At 57.3% G+C, this 18,550-nt stretch carries 18 protein-coding genes; 9 read left to right on the top strand and 9 right to left on the bottom strand.

Annotated elements, in window-relative coordinates; translation table 11 throughout:
- Nucleotides 1-3: 3 nt before the first annotated feature.
- The 3 genes from dapC (at nucleotide 4) to P4L78_RS14785 (ending at nucleotide 5,178) form a co-directional block, all read left to right on the top strand.
- On the top strand, nucleotides 4-1,194 hold the full coding sequence (dapC, locus tag P4L78_RS14795) for a succinyldiaminopimelate transaminase (protein WP_283149549.1): 1,191 nt from the start codon (nucleotides 4-6) through the stop codon (nucleotides 1,192-1,194).
- Between the two features lie 79 nt (nucleotides 1,195-1,273).
- Nucleotides 1,274-2,095: a 2,3,4,5-tetrahydropyridine-2,6-dicarboxylate N-succinyltransferase gene (gene dapD / locus P4L78_RS14790; protein WP_283149550.1), complete on the top strand. Its 822-nt coding sequence runs from the start codon at nucleotides 1,274-1,276 to the stop codon at nucleotides 2,093-2,095.
- Nucleotides 2,096-2,346: 251 nt separating this feature from the next.
- Nucleotides 2,347-5,178 (top strand): pitrilysin family protein, encoded by a 2,832-nt coding sequence (locus tag P4L78_RS14785; protein ID WP_283149551.1) that lies wholly within the window; start codon nucleotides 2,347-2,349, stop codon nucleotides 5,176-5,178.
- A 167-nt stretch (nucleotides 5,179-5,345) separates the two neighbouring features.
- Here the strand turns inward: P4L78_RS14785 and rpoS are convergent, their stop codons facing one another.
- The 5 genes from rpoS to apaG form a co-directional block, all read right to left on the bottom strand.
- Nucleotides 5,346-6,314, bottom strand: coding sequence for an RNA polymerase sigma factor RpoS (gene rpoS / locus P4L78_RS14780; protein WP_283149552.1), 969 nt, complete (start codon nucleotides 6,312-6,314; stop codon nucleotides 5,346-5,348).
- Nucleotides 6,311-7,348, bottom strand: coding sequence for a peptidoglycan DD-metalloendopeptidase family protein (locus P4L78_RS14775; protein WP_283149553.1), 1,038 nt, complete (start codon nucleotides 7,346-7,348; stop codon nucleotides 6,311-6,313). The genes rpoS and P4L78_RS14775 overlap by 4 nt, the downstream gene beginning before the upstream one ends.
- Nucleotides 7,349-7,431: 83 nt before the next feature.
- Nucleotides 7,432-8,061: a protein-L-isoaspartate(D-aspartate) O-methyltransferase gene (locus P4L78_RS14770; protein WP_390901594.1), complete on the bottom strand. Its 630-nt coding sequence runs from the start codon at nucleotides 8,059-8,061 to the stop codon at nucleotides 7,432-7,434.
- A gap of 26 nt (nucleotides 8,062-8,087) precedes the next feature.
- The gene (surE, locus tag P4L78_RS14765; RefSeq protein WP_309328627.1) at nucleotides 8,088-8,831 is read right to left on the bottom strand and encodes a 5'/3'-nucleotidase SurE; all 744 of its coding nucleotides are present in this window, start codon (nucleotides 8,829-8,831) and stop codon (nucleotides 8,088-8,090) included.
- Nucleotides 8,832-9,054: 223 nt separating this feature from the next.
- The gene (gene apaG / locus P4L78_RS14760) at nucleotides 9,055-9,438 is read right to left on the bottom strand and encodes a Co2+/Mg2+ efflux protein ApaG (RefSeq protein ID WP_309328626.1); all 384 of its coding nucleotides are present in this window, start codon (nucleotides 9,436-9,438) and stop codon (nucleotides 9,055-9,057) included.
- 118 nt (nucleotides 9,439-9,556) lie between these two features.
- Here apaG and rpe point away from each other — a divergent pair, with 118 nt between their 5' ends.
- Both rpe and P4L78_RS14750 read left to right on the top strand, forming a co-directional pair.
- A complete protein-coding gene (rpe, locus tag P4L78_RS14755) occupies nucleotides 9,557-10,243 on the top strand; it encodes a ribulose-phosphate 3-epimerase (RefSeq protein WP_283149557.1) in 687 nt (228 codons plus the stop codon).
- Nucleotides 10,244-10,260: 17 nt separating this feature from the next.
- Entirely contained in the window at nucleotides 10,261-10,920 is a 660-nt protein-coding gene (locus P4L78_RS14750) for a phosphoglycolate phosphatase (RefSeq protein ID WP_309328625.1), read from the top strand.
- Nucleotides 10,921-11,007: 87 nt separating this feature from the next.
- Here P4L78_RS14750 and P4L78_RS14745 read toward each other — a convergent pair whose 3' ends face one another.
- Together P4L78_RS14745 and P4L78_RS14740 are read right to left on the bottom strand one after the other, a co-directional pair.
- The gene (locus tag P4L78_RS14745) at nucleotides 11,008-11,505 is read right to left on the bottom strand and encodes a dihydrofolate reductase (RefSeq protein ID WP_309328624.1); all 498 of its coding nucleotides are present in this window, start codon (nucleotides 11,503-11,505) and stop codon (nucleotides 11,008-11,010) included.
- Between the two features lie 129 nt (nucleotides 11,506-11,634).
- Complete coding sequence (locus P4L78_RS14740; protein WP_309328623.1) at nucleotides 11,635-12,372, bottom strand: SDR family oxidoreductase; 738 nt, start codon at nucleotides 12,370-12,372, stop codon at nucleotides 11,635-11,637.
- Between the two features lie 100 nt (nucleotides 12,373-12,472).
- Here P4L78_RS14740 and P4L78_RS14735 point away from each other — a divergent pair, with 100 nt between their 5' ends.
- From P4L78_RS14735 to serB, 3 genes are all read left to right on the top strand, one after another.
- On the top strand, nucleotides 12,473-13,414 hold the full coding sequence (locus tag P4L78_RS14735) for an AraC family transcriptional regulator (protein ID WP_309328622.1): 942 nt from the start codon (nucleotides 12,473-12,475) through the stop codon (nucleotides 13,412-13,414).
- A 76-nt stretch (nucleotides 13,415-13,490) separates the two neighbouring features.
- Nucleotides 13,491-14,192 (top strand): UPF0149 family protein, encoded by a 702-nt coding sequence (locus tag P4L78_RS14730; protein ID WP_283149562.1) that lies wholly within the window; start codon nucleotides 13,491-13,493, stop codon nucleotides 14,190-14,192.
- 115 nt (nucleotides 14,193-14,307) lie between these two features.
- Nucleotides 14,308-15,147, top strand: a complete 840-nt coding sequence (gene serB / locus P4L78_RS14725; protein WP_309328621.1) for a phosphoserine phosphatase SerB — start codon at nucleotides 14,308-14,310, stop codon at nucleotides 15,145-15,147.
- 104 nt (nucleotides 15,148-15,251) lie between these two features.
- Here the strand turns inward: serB and P4L78_RS14720 are convergent, their stop codons facing one another.
- The gene (locus P4L78_RS14720) at nucleotides 15,252-16,877 is read right to left on the bottom strand and encodes an EAL domain-containing protein (protein ID WP_309328620.1); all 1,626 of its coding nucleotides are present in this window, start codon (nucleotides 16,875-16,877) and stop codon (nucleotides 15,252-15,254) included.
- Nucleotides 16,878-17,215: 338 nt separating this feature from the next.
- Between P4L78_RS14720 and P4L78_RS14715 the strand changes: the two genes are divergently transcribed.
- The gene (locus P4L78_RS14715) at nucleotides 17,216-17,575 is read left to right on the top strand and encodes a translation initiation factor Sui1 (RefSeq protein ID WP_283149565.1); all 360 of its coding nucleotides are present in this window, start codon (nucleotides 17,216-17,218) and stop codon (nucleotides 17,573-17,575) included.
- On the opposite strand, the gene P4L78_RS14710 is transcribed toward P4L78_RS14715, so the two are convergent.
- Nucleotides 17,572-18,447, bottom strand: a complete 876-nt coding sequence (locus P4L78_RS14710; RefSeq protein ID WP_309328619.1) for an EamA family transporter — start codon at nucleotides 18,445-18,447, stop codon at nucleotides 17,572-17,574. The two genes, P4L78_RS14715 and P4L78_RS14710, sit on opposite strands and share 4 nt — an antisense overlap.
- Nucleotides 18,448-18,550: the final 103 nt, after the last annotated feature.

Here is an 18,550-nt window from a genome sequence, read left to right as displayed (position 1 = left end):
GACATGTCACCCCGGCTCGACGACCTGCATCCCTACCCGTTCCAGAAGTTGAAATCGCTGTTTGCCGGTGTTACGCCCAACCCGGTGTTCAAACACATCAACTTGTCGATCGGGGAGCCCAAGCACGCCACGCCGGAGCTGATCAAAGCCGCGCTCGTCAACAATCTGGACGGTCTGGCTGCATATCCGGCCACGCTGGGCTCGGAAGCACTGCGTGAGTCGATCAGTCATTGGCTTGCTCGTCGTTACGATCTACCTGCGCCCAATCCGGCCACCGAAATCATCCCGGTCAACGGCAGCCGCGAGGCGTTGTTTTCGTTCGCCCAAGCCGTGATCAACACCGAAACCGGCAACAAGCCGGTGGTGATCTCCCCTAATCCGTTTTATCAGATTTATGAAGGCGCCGCGCTGCTGGCCGGGGCTGAACCGTTTTATGTGAACTGCCTGGCGCAGAACCGCTTTCAACCCGATTGGGATAGCGTGCCGGAAGATGTCTGGCAACGCACCCAACTGGTGTTTGTATGCTCGCCCGGCAATCCGACCGGCGCGGTAGCCTCGCTGGATGACTGGAAAAAACTGTTTGCGCTGGCAGATCGCTACGGCTTCGTTATTGCCAGCGATGAATGTTATTCCGAGATTTACTTTGACGATGCCAAGCCGCTGGGTGGGCTCGAAGCAGCCCACAAGCTGGGGCGCGATTATCGCGGGCTGGTGGTGTTTTCGTCGCTGTCCAAGCGCTCTAACGTGCCCGGACTGCGTTCGGGCTTTGTGGCTGGCGACGCGGCGATTCTGGCCAAATTTTTGCTGTACCGTACTTATCACGGCTGCGCCATGAGCCCTTCCATTCAGGCGGCCAGTATTGCCGGCTGGAACGATGAGGCTCATGTTGTCGAGAACCGCAGTCTTTATGGCGCCAAATTTGCCGCTGTGACACCAGAACTGGCGACAGTGCTGGACGTGGCCATGCCCGATGCCTCGTTCTATCTGTGGGCCAGCACGCCCATTGCCGACACCGAATTTGCCCGCCGCCTGTATGCCGAACAGCACGTTACCGTTTTGCCAGGCTCCTATCTGGCGCGCGATGCGCACGGCGTGAATCCGGGAGCGAATCGCGTGCGGATTGCGCTGGTGGCACCGCTGGAAGATTGCATTGCCGCCGCCAAACGCATCGTTCATTTCTGCCAGACGCTTTAATCGGGTTTTAAGCCCAAGCGTCTACATTTGAATTTATCCGATTAATCAGCAAGCCATATCAACCTGAACAGGAACCGCCATGAGCAACCTGCAAGCCGTTATCGAAACCGCATTTGAAAATCGCGCCGAGATCAACCCAGGCAACGTAACCGCCGAACTGCGTGATGCCATCAACGAAACCATCAACGGTCTGGATAAAGGTCTGTGGCGCGTCGCTGAAAAAGTGGACGGCCAATGGCAAACCAATCAGTGGCTCAAGAAAGCCGTTCTGCTGTCGTTCCGCATTAACGACAACGTCTTGCTGGATGGCGGTTGCACTCAGTACTTCGACAAAGTCCCTAGCAAGTTTGCTGACTACAGCGAGGCTGACTTCCGCGCTGGCGGTTTCCGTGTTGTGCCCAACGCCGTGGCGCGTCGCGGCTCGTTTATTGGCAAGAACGTGGTGCTGATGCCTTCGTACGTCAACATCGGTGCTTATGTTGATGAAGGCACTATGGTCGACACTTGGGCCACCGTCGGTTCTTGCGCGCAGATTGGCAAGAACGTTCACTTGTCCGGCGGCGTGGGTATTGGTGGTGTATTGGAGCCGCTGCAAGCCGGCCCGACCATCATTGAAGACAACTGCTTTATCGGTGCGCGCTCGGAAGTGGTTGAAGGCGTGATCGTGGAAGAAGGCTCGGTGATTTCGATGGGCGTTTACATCGGCCAATCCACCAAGATCTATGACCGCGAAACCGGCGAAGTGACTTATGGCCGCATCCCGGCCGGTTCGGTGGTGGTATCGGGCAATCTGCCTTCCAAAGATGGCTCCTACAGCCTGTACTGCGCTGTAATCGTGAAGAAGGTCGATGCCAAGACTCGCGGCAAGGTCGGCATTAACGAACTTCTGCGCGGCATCTGATTCAAATCTGCCTGAGCCGGCCGGGATATTCACGCCCCGGCCGGCGTCATGGCCCGCTTTGTGCGCCTTTCCTGGCGCGCGGTGCACAAAACCGGTCCCCGCTCGTTATTTGAATACCCCAATAACAAGAGTGGCTGGCAATTGCGTTCTGGTGCACCCTGGACTGGCATGCCAATAAATGGCGTGCCGTGTCGCGGATAGGTCGCCAGAGCACCGTTGTCATCGTCCCTCTAAAGACTCGGTGTCAATTCATGCCCCTTATCCGCAAGCTTCTTGTTGCCTCACTGTTGTCTGTGGGCTTGCTCGCCACAGCTGCTCAGGCCAAACCCGGTTTCCCGCAAGACCAAAGTGACATCAAGCCCGATCCCGCCGCCACATGGGGTGTGCTCGATAACGGCGTGCGCTATGTCGTTCTGCCCAATAGCGAGCCTAAAGGTCGCGCCAGCCTGCGCTTGCTGGTTAAAGCCGGTTCGTTGAACGAAACCGATGACCAACAAGGCCTGGCCCACTTTCTGGAGCACATGGCGTTCAAGGGCAGTACGCATTACAAGCCGGATACGCTGGTGAACTACTTCCAGCGCCTGGGTATGGGCATGGGCAGCGACGCCAACGCCAATACCGGTCAGGATCGCACGGTGTACCAGCTGGAGTTGCCTGACACCAAAGAACATACGTTGACTGAAGGCCTGCAGGTGTTCGCTGATTTCTCGGGCGGATTGCTGCTGCAACAAGATCAGATCAACAGTGAACGCGGCGTTATTCTCAGTGAAAAACGCGCGCGTGATTCGGTGGCGTTCCGCAACTACGTAGCGGAAATCAACTTCCTGCTGCCCGGCTCATTGCCTGCTCAGCGCATGCCCATTGGCCAGGAAAGTGTCATCAATGCGGCCAATCGTGATCGCTTTGCTGACCTTTACAACACCTGGTATCGGCCGGACCGCCTGACCATCATTGCGGTGGGTGACTTGAATGTTGTCAAAACCGTCGCGCTGATTAACAAGGAATTCGGCGGATTAACCGCTCGCGCGCCAGAACGCGCTGCGCCCGATCTGCGGATTCAGTCGACAGTAAAAGACGTGCAGGTGGGATATCACTACGAGGCCGACGCCCCGAATACCAATATCAGCATTCAAACGCTGCAGCCTTTCCCTGGAGAAGACAAAGCGCAAATCCGCCTGAGCGACCAAACGTTGCAACTGGCGCTGGATATGTTGTCGCGGCGGCTGGACATGCTGGCGCACCAGGAAAATTCGCCACTCAATGGCGCGTATACCGGTGTCTACGACATGTTCAAGCAAGTGCGTATCAGCACCATCGGCGCTTCGGCCAAGCCGGAACAATGGCAAACGGCCTTGGGCTTGGTCGAGCAACAATTGCGCGGCGCACTGGAACACGGTTTTACTGCTGCCGAACTCAAGGTCGCCACCGCCAATATGCGCACGGATTTGCAGCAATCAGTATCCAGCGCCGCAACGCGCCGTTCTGATCGCTTGGCGGGTTCGATAGCCGACTCGCTCAATGACGACAATGTATTTACGTCGCCGCAGCAAGATCTCGCCCTGCTCGGCCCGTTGCTGGATAAAGTCACGCCACAAGATTGCCTGGACGCACTGCGCAAAGCCTGGTCGGGTGGCCGAAAAGTGTTTGTTGCCGGTAACGTCAAACTGGATCAGCCGCAAACACAAATCCTAGCGGCTTATCAGCAAGGCCAGACTCAGGCCGTAAAAGCCCCGGATGCTGATAAAACGACCGAGTTTCCATACAAGGATTTTGGCCCTGCTGGCGCGGTAGCCAAACAGAAGCAGATTGATGATTTGGGGATCACCCAAGTGCAGTTTGCCAATGGCGTCCGCCTGAATCTGAAGAAAACCCCGTTTCAGGCCAACACCGTGAGCGTGATTTTGCGCGTGGGCAGCGGCTTGCTGACCGAACCTGCAGCCACTCAACCTGGTTTGGCCTACCTGGCCAATCTTGGATTCAAAACCGGCGGGTTGGACAAGCTGGGCATTGATGACCTGCAAACCGCATTGGCTGGCAAGCAAGTCGGGCTCAACTTTGGTGTCGGCAGCGATGCCCTGACCTTCTCGGCCAATACCAACCAGGACAATCTGCAGCTGCAATTGCAATTGCTGGCCGCTTATCTAGCACATCCTGGCTACCGGCCAGAAGCGCTGTCTATGGCCCGCAAAGCCATCGTAGAGAACCAGACGGAGCTGGCGCATACGCCGGAAGGCTTGTTGCAGACGCGCATTGCCAGCGAGCTGGCCGACCACGATCCGCGCTTTGGCATTCCCGATCAGAAAGTGGCTTTGTCGCGCAATCTGGACGAACTGAAAACGTGGCTGCAACCGCAACTGAGCAGCGGACCGCTGGAAGTATCGATTGTCGGTGATATCGACATCCCGCAAACCATAGCTGCGGTATCGCAAACGCTGGGTGCCCTGCCACAACGCGATGCCAAGCCGGATTACACCGCGCAACGCGTCGTCAACTTCCCGGCTCAAGCGGTGAACCAGCGGTACACGGTGGCCACCGAGATCAATCGCGGGTTGGTGTTTATTGTGTGGCCAGCCACCGATGGCAAAGACATTCATCTGACTCGCCGTTTCAATCTGCTGGCCGAAGTCCTGAAGAACCGCTTGTGGGACACCATCCGCATGCAGATGGGCAGTTCGTACAGTCCACAGGCGTTCTCGCAGCTGAGCGAGGTGTTCACCAATTACGGCTCGATTGGCGTATTGATTACGGTGGAGCCAGAGCAAGCAGACAAGGTGGCCAACGCAGTACGCAAAATTGCTGCAGACCTGCAAAGCAAAGGCATTACCGACGATGAACTGGAACGCGCCAAAGCACCTATCCTCACCGGGATTCGCGACTCCGAACGCACCAATGGCTACTGGCTGGGCACAGTGATGAATGGTTCGCAAGAAGTACCAGCCCGGCTAGATTGGGCGCGTTCGCGGGCCAGCGACTATCAGAGCATCAGCAAGGCCGACCTGGACTCACTGGCGCGCCATTATCTGGTCGCCAACAAGACCTACAGCTTTATCGTGGTGCCCGATCACAAGATCAGCAGCAAATAGTCATGGCGTAGCGTCAATGGTGGTGCCACGCGGCGGTGAATTCATCGCAGCGTGGCACCCCCAGGCAAGTAGTCATGCGTAGTGCCAATAAAAAACGGCTAAATGAGATTGATCATTTAGCCGTTTTTTATTGTCGGTAATGGCCGACGAAATTTAACCCAGACTCGTTAAAGCACCACATCGCGGGTTACCCCGTAGCGACGCAAGATGCGGCGCAGTTGTTCCAGTGCTTCAATCTGGATCTGCCGTACTCTTTCGCGGGTCAGATTCAGGCTCGCCGCCAGGTCTTCCAGCGTGCAGATTTCATAACCATTCAAGCCATAACGGCGCTCGATTACCATGCGTTGCTTGTCGTTCAGTTGCTTGAGCCAGTCGCGCACATAGCGTTCGATTTCCATGTTCTGCAACAGCGTTTCCGGACCATCATGCTGGTCATCGGGGATGGACTCACCGATGGTCAACATTGGATCGATATCCAGCGGCGCGTCCAGCGAAGCAACTCGCTCGTTCAGACCCATGATCCGGCGTACATCTTCCACTGGTTTGCCCACCAGCGCGGCAATTTCTTCCACCGTTGGCTCATGCCCCATGCGCGCTTCCAGATGGCGTTGCGCACGCAGATACACATTGAGTTCTTTGATGATGTGCACAGGCAGTCGAATGGTGCGCGACTGATTCATGATGGCGCGCTCGATGCTTTGGCGAATCCACCACGTGGCATAAGTCGAAAAACGGAATCCACGCTCTGGATCAAACTTTTCCAGTGCATGCATCAGGCCGATATTTCCTTCCTCGATCAGATCAAGCAAGGTCATACCGCGGTTGATGTAGTGCTTGGCGATGTTCACCACCAAACGCAGGTTGTGCTCGATCATTTTCTGGCGGGCAGGAAAATCGCCTTGAACCACTCGCCGTGCCAGTGCCCGTTCTTCATCCGGAGTAAGTAGCGGGCTGTGACCGATTTCATTTAGATAAATCTGGGTAACGTCGCCAGTGCTCTCATAGACAGGCGCGTCGGCCTCTTCTGCAGCCGCAGCTTCTGTCTCGGTTTCCCCTTCTGCTTCGTTATCAATTGACTCGAGTTCTTCTTCCTCGAGTAACGCTTCGTCTTCCAGGATATCGATTTGATCGTTCATGATTTATCTGAGTGGATGTATTTGGCTGGATCGACTGGTTTACCAAATCTGCGAATTTCAAAGTGCAGTTTGACCTGGTCGGCATCGGTGTTGCCCATCTCCGCGATCTTTTCACCCTTCTTGACGATGTCGCCCTCCTTGACCAGCAATTTGCTGTTATGCGCGTATGCGCTCAGGAATTCGTTACTGTGCTTGATGATGATCATTTTGCCGTAGCCACGTAAGCCACTGCCCGCGTAAACGACCTTACCAGACGCTGACGCAATAACAGACTGCCCCATTTTTCCGACAATATCAATACCTCTACTTTCATCAGTGAAAGGTTTTGTCGGTTGGCCCGTGGTTGGCCACATCCAGTCCACCTCACTTGCCGCAGCAGAAGCGGCCTCAGATACCGGTTGCGAGGCTGATTTATCGTTACTTTTTGTAACGGCATCGGCAGTTGCGGCCATTTCCGAAGCTGTCGCAGCCTTGGCCGGTCTCGCAATGTCCTGCTGTGGTTTTGATACAACTGCCGGGCCTTCTGCCAGTGCCGCGATCCCGCTGGCGTTTTGCGCGCTATATGGCAACTTCATGGCTTTGGGATAGCTTTTGTTCGCTGCCACCACCGGTGCGGTGGCAGGCGTTGCCGCGGTGGCTGCAGGTGCGGCATCTTTCAAGGGTCGCACTTCTACGCCACCTGCATCCGCTGCGGCGGCGGGTGTAGAACCCGGTGCGGTCAGCCGCAATACCTGGCCGACCTTGATCGAATTCACGTCATCCAGATTATTCCAGGCTGCCAGATCACGATATGCCACGCCATGATCCATGGCGATCCGGTACAAGCCATCCCCTTTCTGGACAACATAGGTATCACCTGTCGCACCCGAGGCCACGATCGGGCCGTGGTTACCAGCAGGCGCAGTCGGGGCCGGGGTTGGTGCGGTGCTGCCCTGTTGATAGCGATCAACAATCGGCGCCGGTTGGTTCGGCTGATTGGCACATGCAGTCAGCAACAGCAATGCGGCGGGGACGATGAGGCGCTGCCAGTTCACTAATTTCTCCTTGGACTTTCTGATTTTGTGTAGTTATGTAACATCCGGGACGGCTCCCGGCAATGTGGCGCAGGCGTGCTAATTCACGCCATACCAGGCAAGAGCGGCACAAAGCGGACTTTCTCCAGCCGTTGCTCCACCGGACCGTCGGTCGTGAGTTCGATCATACGCAATTCCTGAATTTCGCCCCCAACCGGGAAAATCATGCGCCCGCCGGGTTTCAATTGCGCGATCAACGCTTCAGGGACGACCGGCGCGGCGGCCGTGAGCATGATGACGTCGTAGGGAGCGCCATCCGGCAGGCCCCGGCTGCCATCGCCATGCCTTAGACGTGTATTGAGAACACCCAAAGTGGATAAACGTTCCCGAGCCTGTTTGGCCAGGCCGCCAATACGTTCAATCGAATAGACTGTTTTAAAGAACTGCGCCAGCACCGTGGTCTGATAACCGCAACCCGTACCAATTTCGAGCACACGTTCGCGCTGTGCCACGCCAATCGCCAATTCGGTCATGCGCGCCACAATATATGGCTGGGAGATGGTCTGGCCATGACCGATAGGAAGCGACATGTCGTCATACGCTTTGTGTGAAATCGCTTCATCCACAAAGGCATGCCGCGGCACCTCGCCCATGATGCCCAGCACTTCGCTACTGACAATCCCCTGGCTTTTCAGCCGCTCGATCATGCGGGTGCGCGTGCGGGCAGAGGTCATGCCCATGCCAGGGACATTACTGAAATTCATGCGCATAGCCATTTCGATACCGTATCCAGTTCCGAATATGCAGTGAGATCAACAGAAAGCGGCGTAATCGAGACATAACCATTGGCCACAGCGTGAAAATCGGTGCCTTCCCCCGCCACCGCCGCACTGCCCACCGGCCCGACCCACCAGATCGGGTCGCCGCGCGGGTTCTGGTCCTTGATCACAGAAGCCGCGCGATGGCGACGCCCCAGTCGGGTCACTTTGCGGCCCACAATGCGGTCGTACGGCAAATCGGGGATATTGACGTTCAATAACGCCGGTGTCTCAAACGGGTGCGCCAGAGTATGGGCGATCAGTTCGCTAGCCACTTGTGCGGCGATCTCGAAATGTTGTGGATTGCGTGACGCCAGCGAAAACGCAATGGCCGGCACCCCCAGCAGATAACCTTCAGTGGCCGCGGCGACCGTGCCGGAATAAACAGTGTCGTCGCCCATATTGGCGCCGTGGTTAATACCGGACACCACCAGATCGGGCAGTTGATCCATCAGGCCGGTTGCCGCCAAATGCACGCAATCGGTCGGGGTGCCATTCACGTAAAAGAACCCGTTAGGCGCCCGCCGAACATTCAGCGGCCTATCCAGCGTGAGCGAATTACTCGAACCACTGCGGTCACGCTCGGGTGCGCAAACCATTACCTCGTGCTCGTCCGCCAGCGCCGCAGCCAGAGCTGCGATACCGGTGGCGAAATAACCATCGTCGTTGGACACTAATATGCGCATGCGGCCTCCACTGCGCCGTATTCTAGCTGCATGGGACGTTACGGCGAAGCAGCGCAGGCATGAGCGTTGCGTATTCCGGCTTTACCGGAAATCGCCAGCATGCATTACAGGCCAAAACGGATAGATATTGCACAAATGTGCAGCAGATAATCTGCAGTGACTGGCCCGCGTAGCACGTGGTTTACCTGCGCTGCGGGCTGGCTGATTGTGGGGTGATAGTTGATTAATGCAGCGTGCGTGGCACCGACAGCAAAAACTCGGGGATCTGCGCATCAAACAAGGTGCCGTCGGCGGTGCGCATCTGATAAGTGCCGCGCATGGTGCCCACCGGCGACTCCAGCGTGGTACCGCTCATATATTCAAAGGATTGCCCCGGTTCCAGCACCGGCTGTTCACCGATAACGCCCAAGCCGCTCACTTCCTGCTCGCGCCCTTCCATATCGCGGATGATCCAGTGACGTGAAATCAACTGGACAGTGGCTGCGCTGCGATTAGTGATGGCAATGCGGTAGGCAAACACGTAGTGGTCCTCCGCTTCGTCCGATTGCTCGGCCACGTAAGACGCGTTGGGGACTATTTCAATGACAAATTCTGGCTTTTCGCTCATGGGTCCAGCCTGCAGTTGAGTTCTTATTCAGGCACATCTTAGCAGCCTGGCCCAACGGACGGCATGCCGAATGAGATACAATCCGGGCCATAGTCTCATAAATCTCACGGAGTTCTTCATGGCCGAATACCGCATTGCCCCCAGCATTCTATCCGCCGACTTTGCCCGACTGGGTGAAGAGGTGCGTAACGTGTCGGAAGCTGGCGCCAGCCTGATCCACTTCGATGTCATGGACAACCATTACGTCCCCAACCTCACCATTGGCCCGATGGTGTGTGAAGCCATTCGCCCGCACACCAACCTGCCCATTGATGTGCATCTGATGGTGCGTCCGGTTGACCGCATCATTCCTGATTTTGCGAAAGCCGGTGCCAATATCATCACTTTCCACCCGGAAGCCTCCGATCATGTTGACCGCTCGCTCGGACTGATTCGCGAGCACGGTTGCCAGTCCGGTCTGGTGTTTAATCCGGCCACCTCGCTTGATCATCTGGATTACGTGCTGGACAAGGTCGATATGGTATTGCTGATGTCGGTAAACCCGGGCTTTGGCGGTCAGGCGTTTATTCCGGAAATGCTGGAAAAAGCCCGCCAGGCGCGCGCCAAGCTGGATCGCTACAAAGATAAAACCGGTCGCCACATCCATCTGGAAATCGACGGTGGCGTGAAGGTCGACAATATTGGCGAGATTGCTGCTGCGGGCGTCGATACCTTTGTAGCGGGCTCGGCCATTTTTGGCCACCCGGATTACAAAGCCATCATCGCCGCCATGCATGGCGAGATTAACCGCCACGTCGGCAAGTAAGCAGTAAAGGTTCTGGTATGGACATCAAAGCCTTTGCATTTGATCTGGACGGCACGCTGGTCGATTCGATTGCCGACCTCGCGCGCGCTGCCAACGCTGCCCGCGCCGATATGGCGTTGGCACCGCTGGCGCAATCCACGGTAGCCAGTTATGTCGGCGATGGTGCCAGTTCTCTGGTTGCCCGCACGCTGGCCGACAGCCATGCCGCCGAGTACACCGGCACCGCGCTGCAAAAAGAAGCCATGGCGCTGTTTGATCGCCACTACAAACAAGGCTTGTCGATCGACACCACGTTCTACCCGCAAGTGCAGATGACGTTGTCGCGGCTGCACGAGCTGGGTTTCCCGCTGGCCATTGTTACCAACAAACCCGAGCGCTATACGCTACCGCTGCTACGTGAGCTGGGCGTGAGCGAACGGTTTGAGGTGGTGGTTGCGGGCGACACGCTGACCGAAAAAAAACCTTCGGCCATGCCGCTGCTGCATGTGGCGCAGGCGCTCAATATCAGCCCGGAAGAGATGTTGATGGTCGGGGATTCCAAAAACGACGTCCTGGCCGCACACGCCGCTGGTTGCCCCGTAGTTGCCGTGAGCTATGGCTACGGCAGCAATCTGGACGATCTGGGCGCGGATCGGGTGATCCATCATTTTGCCGATCTGCTGGAATTTGTGGATTAAGCCACCGGCGCGATCTGCAAAAACAAAAAGCACCGATTTAACGGTGCTTTTTAATATCCAGCGTATCGACTTGCCAATGACGCCGCGTCAGCCTTTACGCCGGTAATCCACCCACGCGTAGGTCACGCCGCTAGTTTCATCCACACCCTCTTCACGCTGCGCCGGCTGCCACACGGCGCGGTCAAATTCCGGAAAAAACGCATCGCCTTGCGGGGCCAGTGCGACCTCGGTCAGATACAGCACGTCCGCTATCGCCAAGGCTTGGCGGTAGATTTCGCCACCGCCAATCACAAATACGCTTTCAACGTCAGGGCAGGCTGCCAGCGCTGCTTCGATGCTGGGGTAGGCTTCAGCGCCCGCAGCTTGCCAATCCGTCTGGCGCGTTACCACCAGATTACGACGCCCCGGCAGCGGGCGACCCAGTGAGTCCCAGGTTTTACGGCCCATCAGAATCGGGCGACCCAATGTCAATGCCTTGAACCGTTTCAGATCATCCGGCAAGCGCCATGGCAGGCGGTTTTCAATGCCGATGACACCATTGGTGCCCAGCGCGGCGATCAATGCAACTTCTGGCTTGTGACTCATATACGGCTCCGGGCAGGCAATGCGGTTCTCACAGACAAGGCGGCATTTTGGGGGAAGCCGCCGCTCACGGCAACGCTCCGCCTTTTTTTAAACCACAGCACCCAGCCCAAGGGCACTTCGGTTTTGAGCTTACCCGGCCAATGCCAGGGCATCCGCACCCGCCGCAATCCGCATCGGGCTTGCTGGATCAGTCGCTGCCCGCCCCACCGCTTCCGCCACATCCTGTGCTCGCGTCACTGCCGATGACTGCGCCCATTGGGCAAACACCTGCTGTGCCAGCTCGGTGTAGGCCTGCGGGATGCCATCCTTCATCCGTGATTGAGCGTTTTCACCAAATCGCGTTTCCGGGGCCCGACCAGGAAGCACCAGGCCGACCCGGATATTGAATGGCTGCAGTTCCAGCGCCAGTGACTCAGTAAACGCATTTACCGCCGCCTTGCTGGCGGTGTAGACCGCGAGGAGTGGCAGTGGCAGCAATGTCACGCTCGACGTCACATTGACGATCACACCGGCCTTGCGTTGCCTGAACTGCGGCAGCACGGCCTGCGTCATTGCTATCGTGCCCAGGGTATTTGTTTCGAACACCTCACGAGCGGTTTGCATGGCGATGCCCTCAAGCGCGCCCAACACCCCGATCCCGGCGTTATTGACCAGCACATCAATTGGTCCGGCTGCTTCTACAGCATGGCGAATGCTTTGCGGGTCGCTGACATCAAGGGCGAGCACCCGCAGGTTCGGGCTGGCTGGCAACAAGTCTGTGCGTGGCGTACGCATGGTGGCGAAAACGGTCCAGTCGCGGTCCAGAAAGTAGCGCGCGGTTTCAAGGCCAAAGCCGGATGAACATCCGGTGATCAGAATGGTTTTCATGGGGGATTCCAGAGAGTGGTTGGCAGCACCAACACGATAGATCGCAGCAACCGGACTTGCTACACTCATAAATCCAGATTTCATTTGCAAGAGTCCAATCATGGTCGATCCTCTCGCCCAAGTCGTTGCGCTACTGCAACCAGCCGCAACCGCAGCAAAAATGGTCAGCGGGAGCGGACGCTGGCGGGTCCGGCGCACGGAATCCGGCCAACCGTTCTACTTCGTCATTCTTGAAGGGTCTTGCCGCCTTGCGGTTGATGGCCGCGAACCTCTCGCCCTGCAGGCAAACGACTTTGTGCTGATCCCTGCGGCGTACGACTTCACCATGTCCAGCCTTGAGCCCGTGACCGCTGAAGACGCGCAAGCTGCACCCGTTGCCTTGGCCGACGGCAGGTTCAGACTTGGCCCGCCCGATGCCAGGCCAGATGTGCAATTACTGGTGGGTCACTGTATTTTTGGTTCGCCAGATGCAGCCCTGCTGGTATCGCTGCTTCCGCAACTGGTCCATGTTCGGGGCGAGAGTCGGCTAACGACCTTGGTGCAACTGGTGGGCGAAGAATCCCGCGCGCAAAGACCAGCACGGGATGTCATTCTGTCCCGCCTGCTGGAGGTACTGTTTATGGAAGCCCTGCGCTCCACAGCGGGCACGGCCGCATCGCCCGGTCTGCTGCGTGGGTTGGCCGACGAACGCCTGGCAGTTGCGATCCGGCATATGCACGAAAGCCCTGCCCAGGCATGGACCGTGGCCCAACTGGCCAAAGAGGCCGCGCTCTCGCGCTCTGCCTTTTTTGAGCGCTTCAGCCACACCGTGGGGGTCACACCGATGGATTACCTGCTCTCCTGGCGCATGGCCATGGCCAAAAATCTGCTTTGGCGCCAACAGCTCGCCATTGCCGAAATCGCCGACTGCGTGGGCTATAGCTCCGCCAGCACATTCAGCGTTGCTTTCACCCGCCACGTCGGCCTGTCGCCAGCGCGATATGCGCGCGAACAAGCGCAGTCGCCAGTCACACCAGAGCCCGAAGCCGTAGCGCTGGGCTGAAAACGTGCCCGCAACGCGGAAACTGTCATTGGCGCTGGTACAATGGCGGATTGAATGAGCTTCCTGGATGTTTGTGATGACGCTGCAACCGCTTGACGATACCGAATTCGACCGCCTCGATACCTTTTTGATGTGCCCGCGCACGCCAGAAGCCACCATGGATCTGGAAATGCTGGATGGTTTCCTGGTGGCGCTGACCATCGGGCCGGAAGAAGTCCCCGAGGATGAATGGCTGCCTGCGGTATTTGACGGCCATGTACCCGAGTTTTCGGATCAGATTGAAGCCGACGACATTCTGGATCTGATCCGCCGCCACGCTGCCACAATTCGTCAGGCGTACTCGGTGAAAAGCCGCAGCAATATGGGCGAAGAGCCGCTGTACTACCCGTTGATCCTGAACGACGAAGGGATGGACGAAAAGTGGCAAGACACCGTTGGCCAGTATTGGGCTGCAGGTTTTCACGCCGGGATCGCCGTGCGCGAAGAGCCTTGGCAAGCGCTGATGGACGAAAGCGATGATTTCTATGATCTCATCGCCAAAATCCTGGTGGTCGAACTGGGCCATGACCCGGATAACGAAGACGAAAAATTCACCATCAAACAGCGCGAAGAGCGGCTGGATGAGCTGCCTTGGCTGGTCGAAGAACTAATGTTCCTGTGGCTGGAAAAGAAGTTTGGCAAGGTAGAAACCGTCAAACGTGATGACGCCAAGGTGGGTCGTAACGACCCTTGCCCTTGCGGTAGCGGCAAGAAATTCAAAAAGTGTCACGGCGCCTGATTGGTGTCGGCCTGCGCCCCGGCGATGCCTCGTCGGGGCTGCGCATGACGCAAATTCCGCATCTGTTTTATCGGTAATCCAAACTTTTCCATCCTCTTTTTCAGACCGGCTGCCCATGTACCGTCTCGTGATCCAGGCTCCAGAAGTCGACACTCCCAATCTCAAGCAACTCGCTCGCCTCTCTGGCGCAGGTGAAATCCAGGCTATCCATCAGCAAGCTTTCCGGCTGATCGGTGCCGATATCGCCAACGAAGAAGCCGTCGCCGATTTCTGCGAATCCGCTCAATACGATTGGGCGTTTATTCCGGAAGACCATGGCGTACGCGATATTGGCCTGGTGGTGATGGATATGGATTCGACGCTGATCACCATCGAATGTATTGATGAGATCGCCGATATGGTCGGCATCAAGCCACAGGTTTCGGAGATCACCGCCGCCGCCATGCGCGGCGAAATTGATTTCCGCGAAAGCCTCACTCGCCGCGTGGCTTTGCTGGCCGGGCTGGACGCCAGCGCCTTGCAGCGCGTTTACGATGAGCGCCTCAAGCTCATGGCTGGAGCCGAGGCCATGCTTAAGGGTTTTCAGGCCGCTGGCGCCAAGACCTTGTTGATCTCCGGTGGCTTCACGTTTTTCACCGAAAAACTGCAAGCCCGGCTGAAGCTCACCCAGACCATTGCCAACGAGCTGGAAATTGTCGATGGCAAGCTCACTGGCCGCGTGCTCGGTGACATTGTCGACGCCGAGCGCAAAAAAACCGAGTTGATCCGCATGCGCGATGAACTCGGTTTGCGGGCCGACCAGGTTGTGGCCATGGGCGACGGTGCCAACGATTTGCCGATGCTGCACGCAGCGGGTTTTGGGGTGGCATGCCATGCCAAGCCGAAAGTCCAGGCCGAAGCGCCGTACTGCATTAACCATGTCGGGCTGGACGGCGTACTTAATTATTTCTTGTGATGGCCGGACATTTGATGGCTCGCCTGCAGTCGATATGGTCCGAAAAAAGCACCGCGTTGTCGGTGCTTTTTTCATTGCAGCTCATTAACCTCACCGCTTGGGTTCTAAGTCTCAGGTGTGACGCGCGCATCACCGGGTGTGGCCATCGTCTTTTCTCTACCCAGAAAAGCCAAAAATTCGGTTGCGGGCAGCGCTCTGGCAAATAACCAGCCCTGCCCGTATTGCACACCGCGCAGAGCCAGCCAGTCCGCCTGCGCCTGGGTTTCGATGCCTTCAGCCACCAGTTTCAAATTCAAACTGCGGCCAATCTCGACGATGTGCGGGGCCACGCTGGCGGAAACCGCCTCAGTCCCCACCGTATCGATGAACGATTTATCAATCTTCAGGGCATCCACCTGAAAACTCTGCAGATAAGACAAACCGGAGTAACCGGTGCCAAAGTCATCAATGAATACCTGGTGGCCAGCATCCCGAAAGGCCTGAATAACAGAACGAGCCGTTTCTGCATGCATAAACCCGCGCTCGGTGGCCTCGATGCAAATCTGCGCCGGGTCGATTTCAAATGCAGCAAGTTTTGGGGTCAATAGCTCCAGAAACCGGGTGGATGCCAGATCAATGGCGGCCAGATTGATCGAGATATACAAGTCAGTGCGGGTCTGCAGCAAGGTGGCCATCTCGGCGCAGATGATCTCCAGAATTTCATCGGTCATCGGCTGGATCAGGCCAGACTCCTCAGCGACCGGTACAAACAAGTCCGGGCGTACCAGATTGCCGCCCGCCTGGCGCCAGCGCACCAATGCCTCTGCGCCGATGCAACGGCCAGTGCCCAGTTCAATGATGGGCTGATAATGCACTTGTAGTTGCTTGCGCCGGATTGCATCGCGCAACTGCCCAGGCAACGAGAATCGCCTGCGCACGATCCACAGCAAAATGGCTGCCGCCAACAGGCCGCACGCCACGCCAACCGGCAACCAGATTGTCAACGTGCCATACCAGTGCCGCAGCAGGTTAACCGAGGGTTCGCCAGCCACGACGGCAATCGGCAACACGGAGGACTTCGCCACGACGTAGTAGTTACCGTCCTCCAGATTCGTAGAGGGATGGCTAAATGCCCGCAGCAGATAGACGTGATTGGCATTGCGCCACGCCGCTACCACCTCTGTGCCATCTCGATTGACCACGCCGAGCGATAAATCGGCATAGTCGCTGATCACGTCTACCAAAGATTCCGGGTCGATCAGGATCGCGGTTTTTTCGGTCGCCACGACCATCATCGGGTTGCCGGTGCGCTCCAGATCTTTGGCTTGCAGCCAAACCCGGTAACGGGTGCCTTTCCAGGTTTCCGGCCCAAGAATAACCTCGTGTTGCAGGTGCCCCAGCATGGCGCTGCATTCAACTCCGCGCTTTTTGTCCAGGTCCATGATGTCCCGAACGTAGCGATGGTTAATGGCAATTCGCCGCATATCAAAGAGGTATTCATCACTGCAAGGCTCGGAGGTGAGTCCATCCATTTGCACCAGTGCCTTGCGTGCGTTGTCGAAAACCACTTCCACGCGCGCCAGGCCGCGCTGGGCATAAAGATTGAGCGCGTCGTATTCTTTTTGCTCGGCCCGCTGCTCCGCCACCAGTGTCGCAATAGCTACCGGCACAATGGCCACGGCAATCGCGCCCAATATCACCAGAACTACAAAGGAGTGGCGTAATCCGCCCGGAGTCGACAATTTCAGCATGAACCTGGGTTTCTCAAAATGTGCCTGCGCATCGAAACGGACGCGTCCACAGCAAACCAGATAAATACCGGTTTCCCACGCCCCTTACATTCATAGCCAGCCGCGGGCCTCCCTGCCTGGAAAATGCAGCCTCCGGGAGCAGTGCCAATACCCTTGAGGTTCGATAAAGGTCGGTACCTTTTGCGCTTGCCCGGCATGACTGCGGAATGGCTGGAGGGCTTACCTGCCAAACTTCACAGGTACCATTGCGGCGCAAGATGGCCTCAAGCCGCAGGGCGACGTATCATGCGCACGCTGGCATTGCGCCATCTGAACAACACAGCACAAACGAGCTTTTGATGAAAACACCCTCATCCAGCGGCCTGGTTTATTCGACCGAACACGGCAGCATGTGTCCGGACTGCCGCCAACCCCTAGCGCAGTGCAGCTGCGGCAAAGCCACACCCACTGGTTTTGCTGATGGCGTGATACGCGTGTCGCGGGAAACCAAGGGCCGTAAAGGCAAAGGCGTGACGCTGGTCAAAGGCGCGGTGCTGGACGAAGCGGCACTCACCCAATTGGCCAAGCAACTGAAAACAGTCTGCGGCTCAGGTGGCACCGTTAAAGACGGCGTAATTGAAATTCAGGGCGATCATTGCGATCAGGTGTTGGCGCTGCTCAAGAAACAGGGCTTGGCCGCCAAGCGCGCTGGCGGTTAAACGGCCATGCCCCGCAAGCGCGGGCCAAAGACGTTGACCAGCAAACCGAGCATGACCACCGCACCGCCGAGCCATTGCATCGGCGCCAGATGTTCTCCCAACGCAACGGCAGCCGAGATCACGCCGATCACCGGCACCAGCAGCGTTAATGGTGCAATCTGCCGCACCGGGTGATGCGCCAGCAATTTGCCCCACAAGCCGTAACCCATGCAGGTGGCAACATAGGCCAGATAAAAAATCGCCAGCACACTGCTCAAGCCAGGATTGGCCAGACTGGCGGAGATGCGTGCGGGGCCTTCCAGACACAGCGACAACACAAAGAACGGAATCGGTGGCACCAGCGCGCCCCACACCACAAGGCTGAGTGGATTAACTTGCCCAATCCCCTTGATCACCAGATTGCCGCCAGCCCAGGACAACGCTGCCAATAGCGTCAGCACAAAGCCAACCACGGATACACTTCCCGTCACACCGCCCAGCCCGATCAACGCCAGCCCCGCTGCCGCAACGATCATGCCCAACAGGTTATGCCAGCGCACGGGTTCCCTGAAGATCACTGCCGCCAGCAGCACGGTAAAAAACGCTTGGGCTTGCAAAACCAGCGAAGCCAGGCCAGCGGGCATGCCGACATACAATGCGGAAAACAGAAATACAAACTGTCCCAGGCTAATGGTCGCGCCATAAGCCACCAGGCGGGACCACGGAATCTGCGGGCGCGGAATAAACAATACGGCGGGGAAAGCCACCAGCGTAAAGCGCAAGCCGCCCAGCAGCATCGGCGGCACGCCGTGCAGGCCCACTTTGATGATCACAAAGTTGATGCCCCACACAAACACCACCACCAGCGCCGATAGCCAGTCTTTTACAGACATACCGCAAATTCCGGAAAAAAGGCGTCCAGTATGCGCCGCCACCGTCTGCACCACTATCCCGCAAATGCAGGTCCGTCTAGAATCCGCAACACCGTTGGCATTC

The organism is Silvimonas sp. (assembly GCF_031291215.1).
Lineage (GTDB): Bacteria > Pseudomonadota > Gammaproteobacteria > Burkholderiales > Chitinibacteraceae > Silvimonas > Silvimonas soli.
The sequence above is the reverse complement of the archived record's forward strand: the minus strand, read 5'-3'. Positions and strand labels throughout refer to the sequence as shown.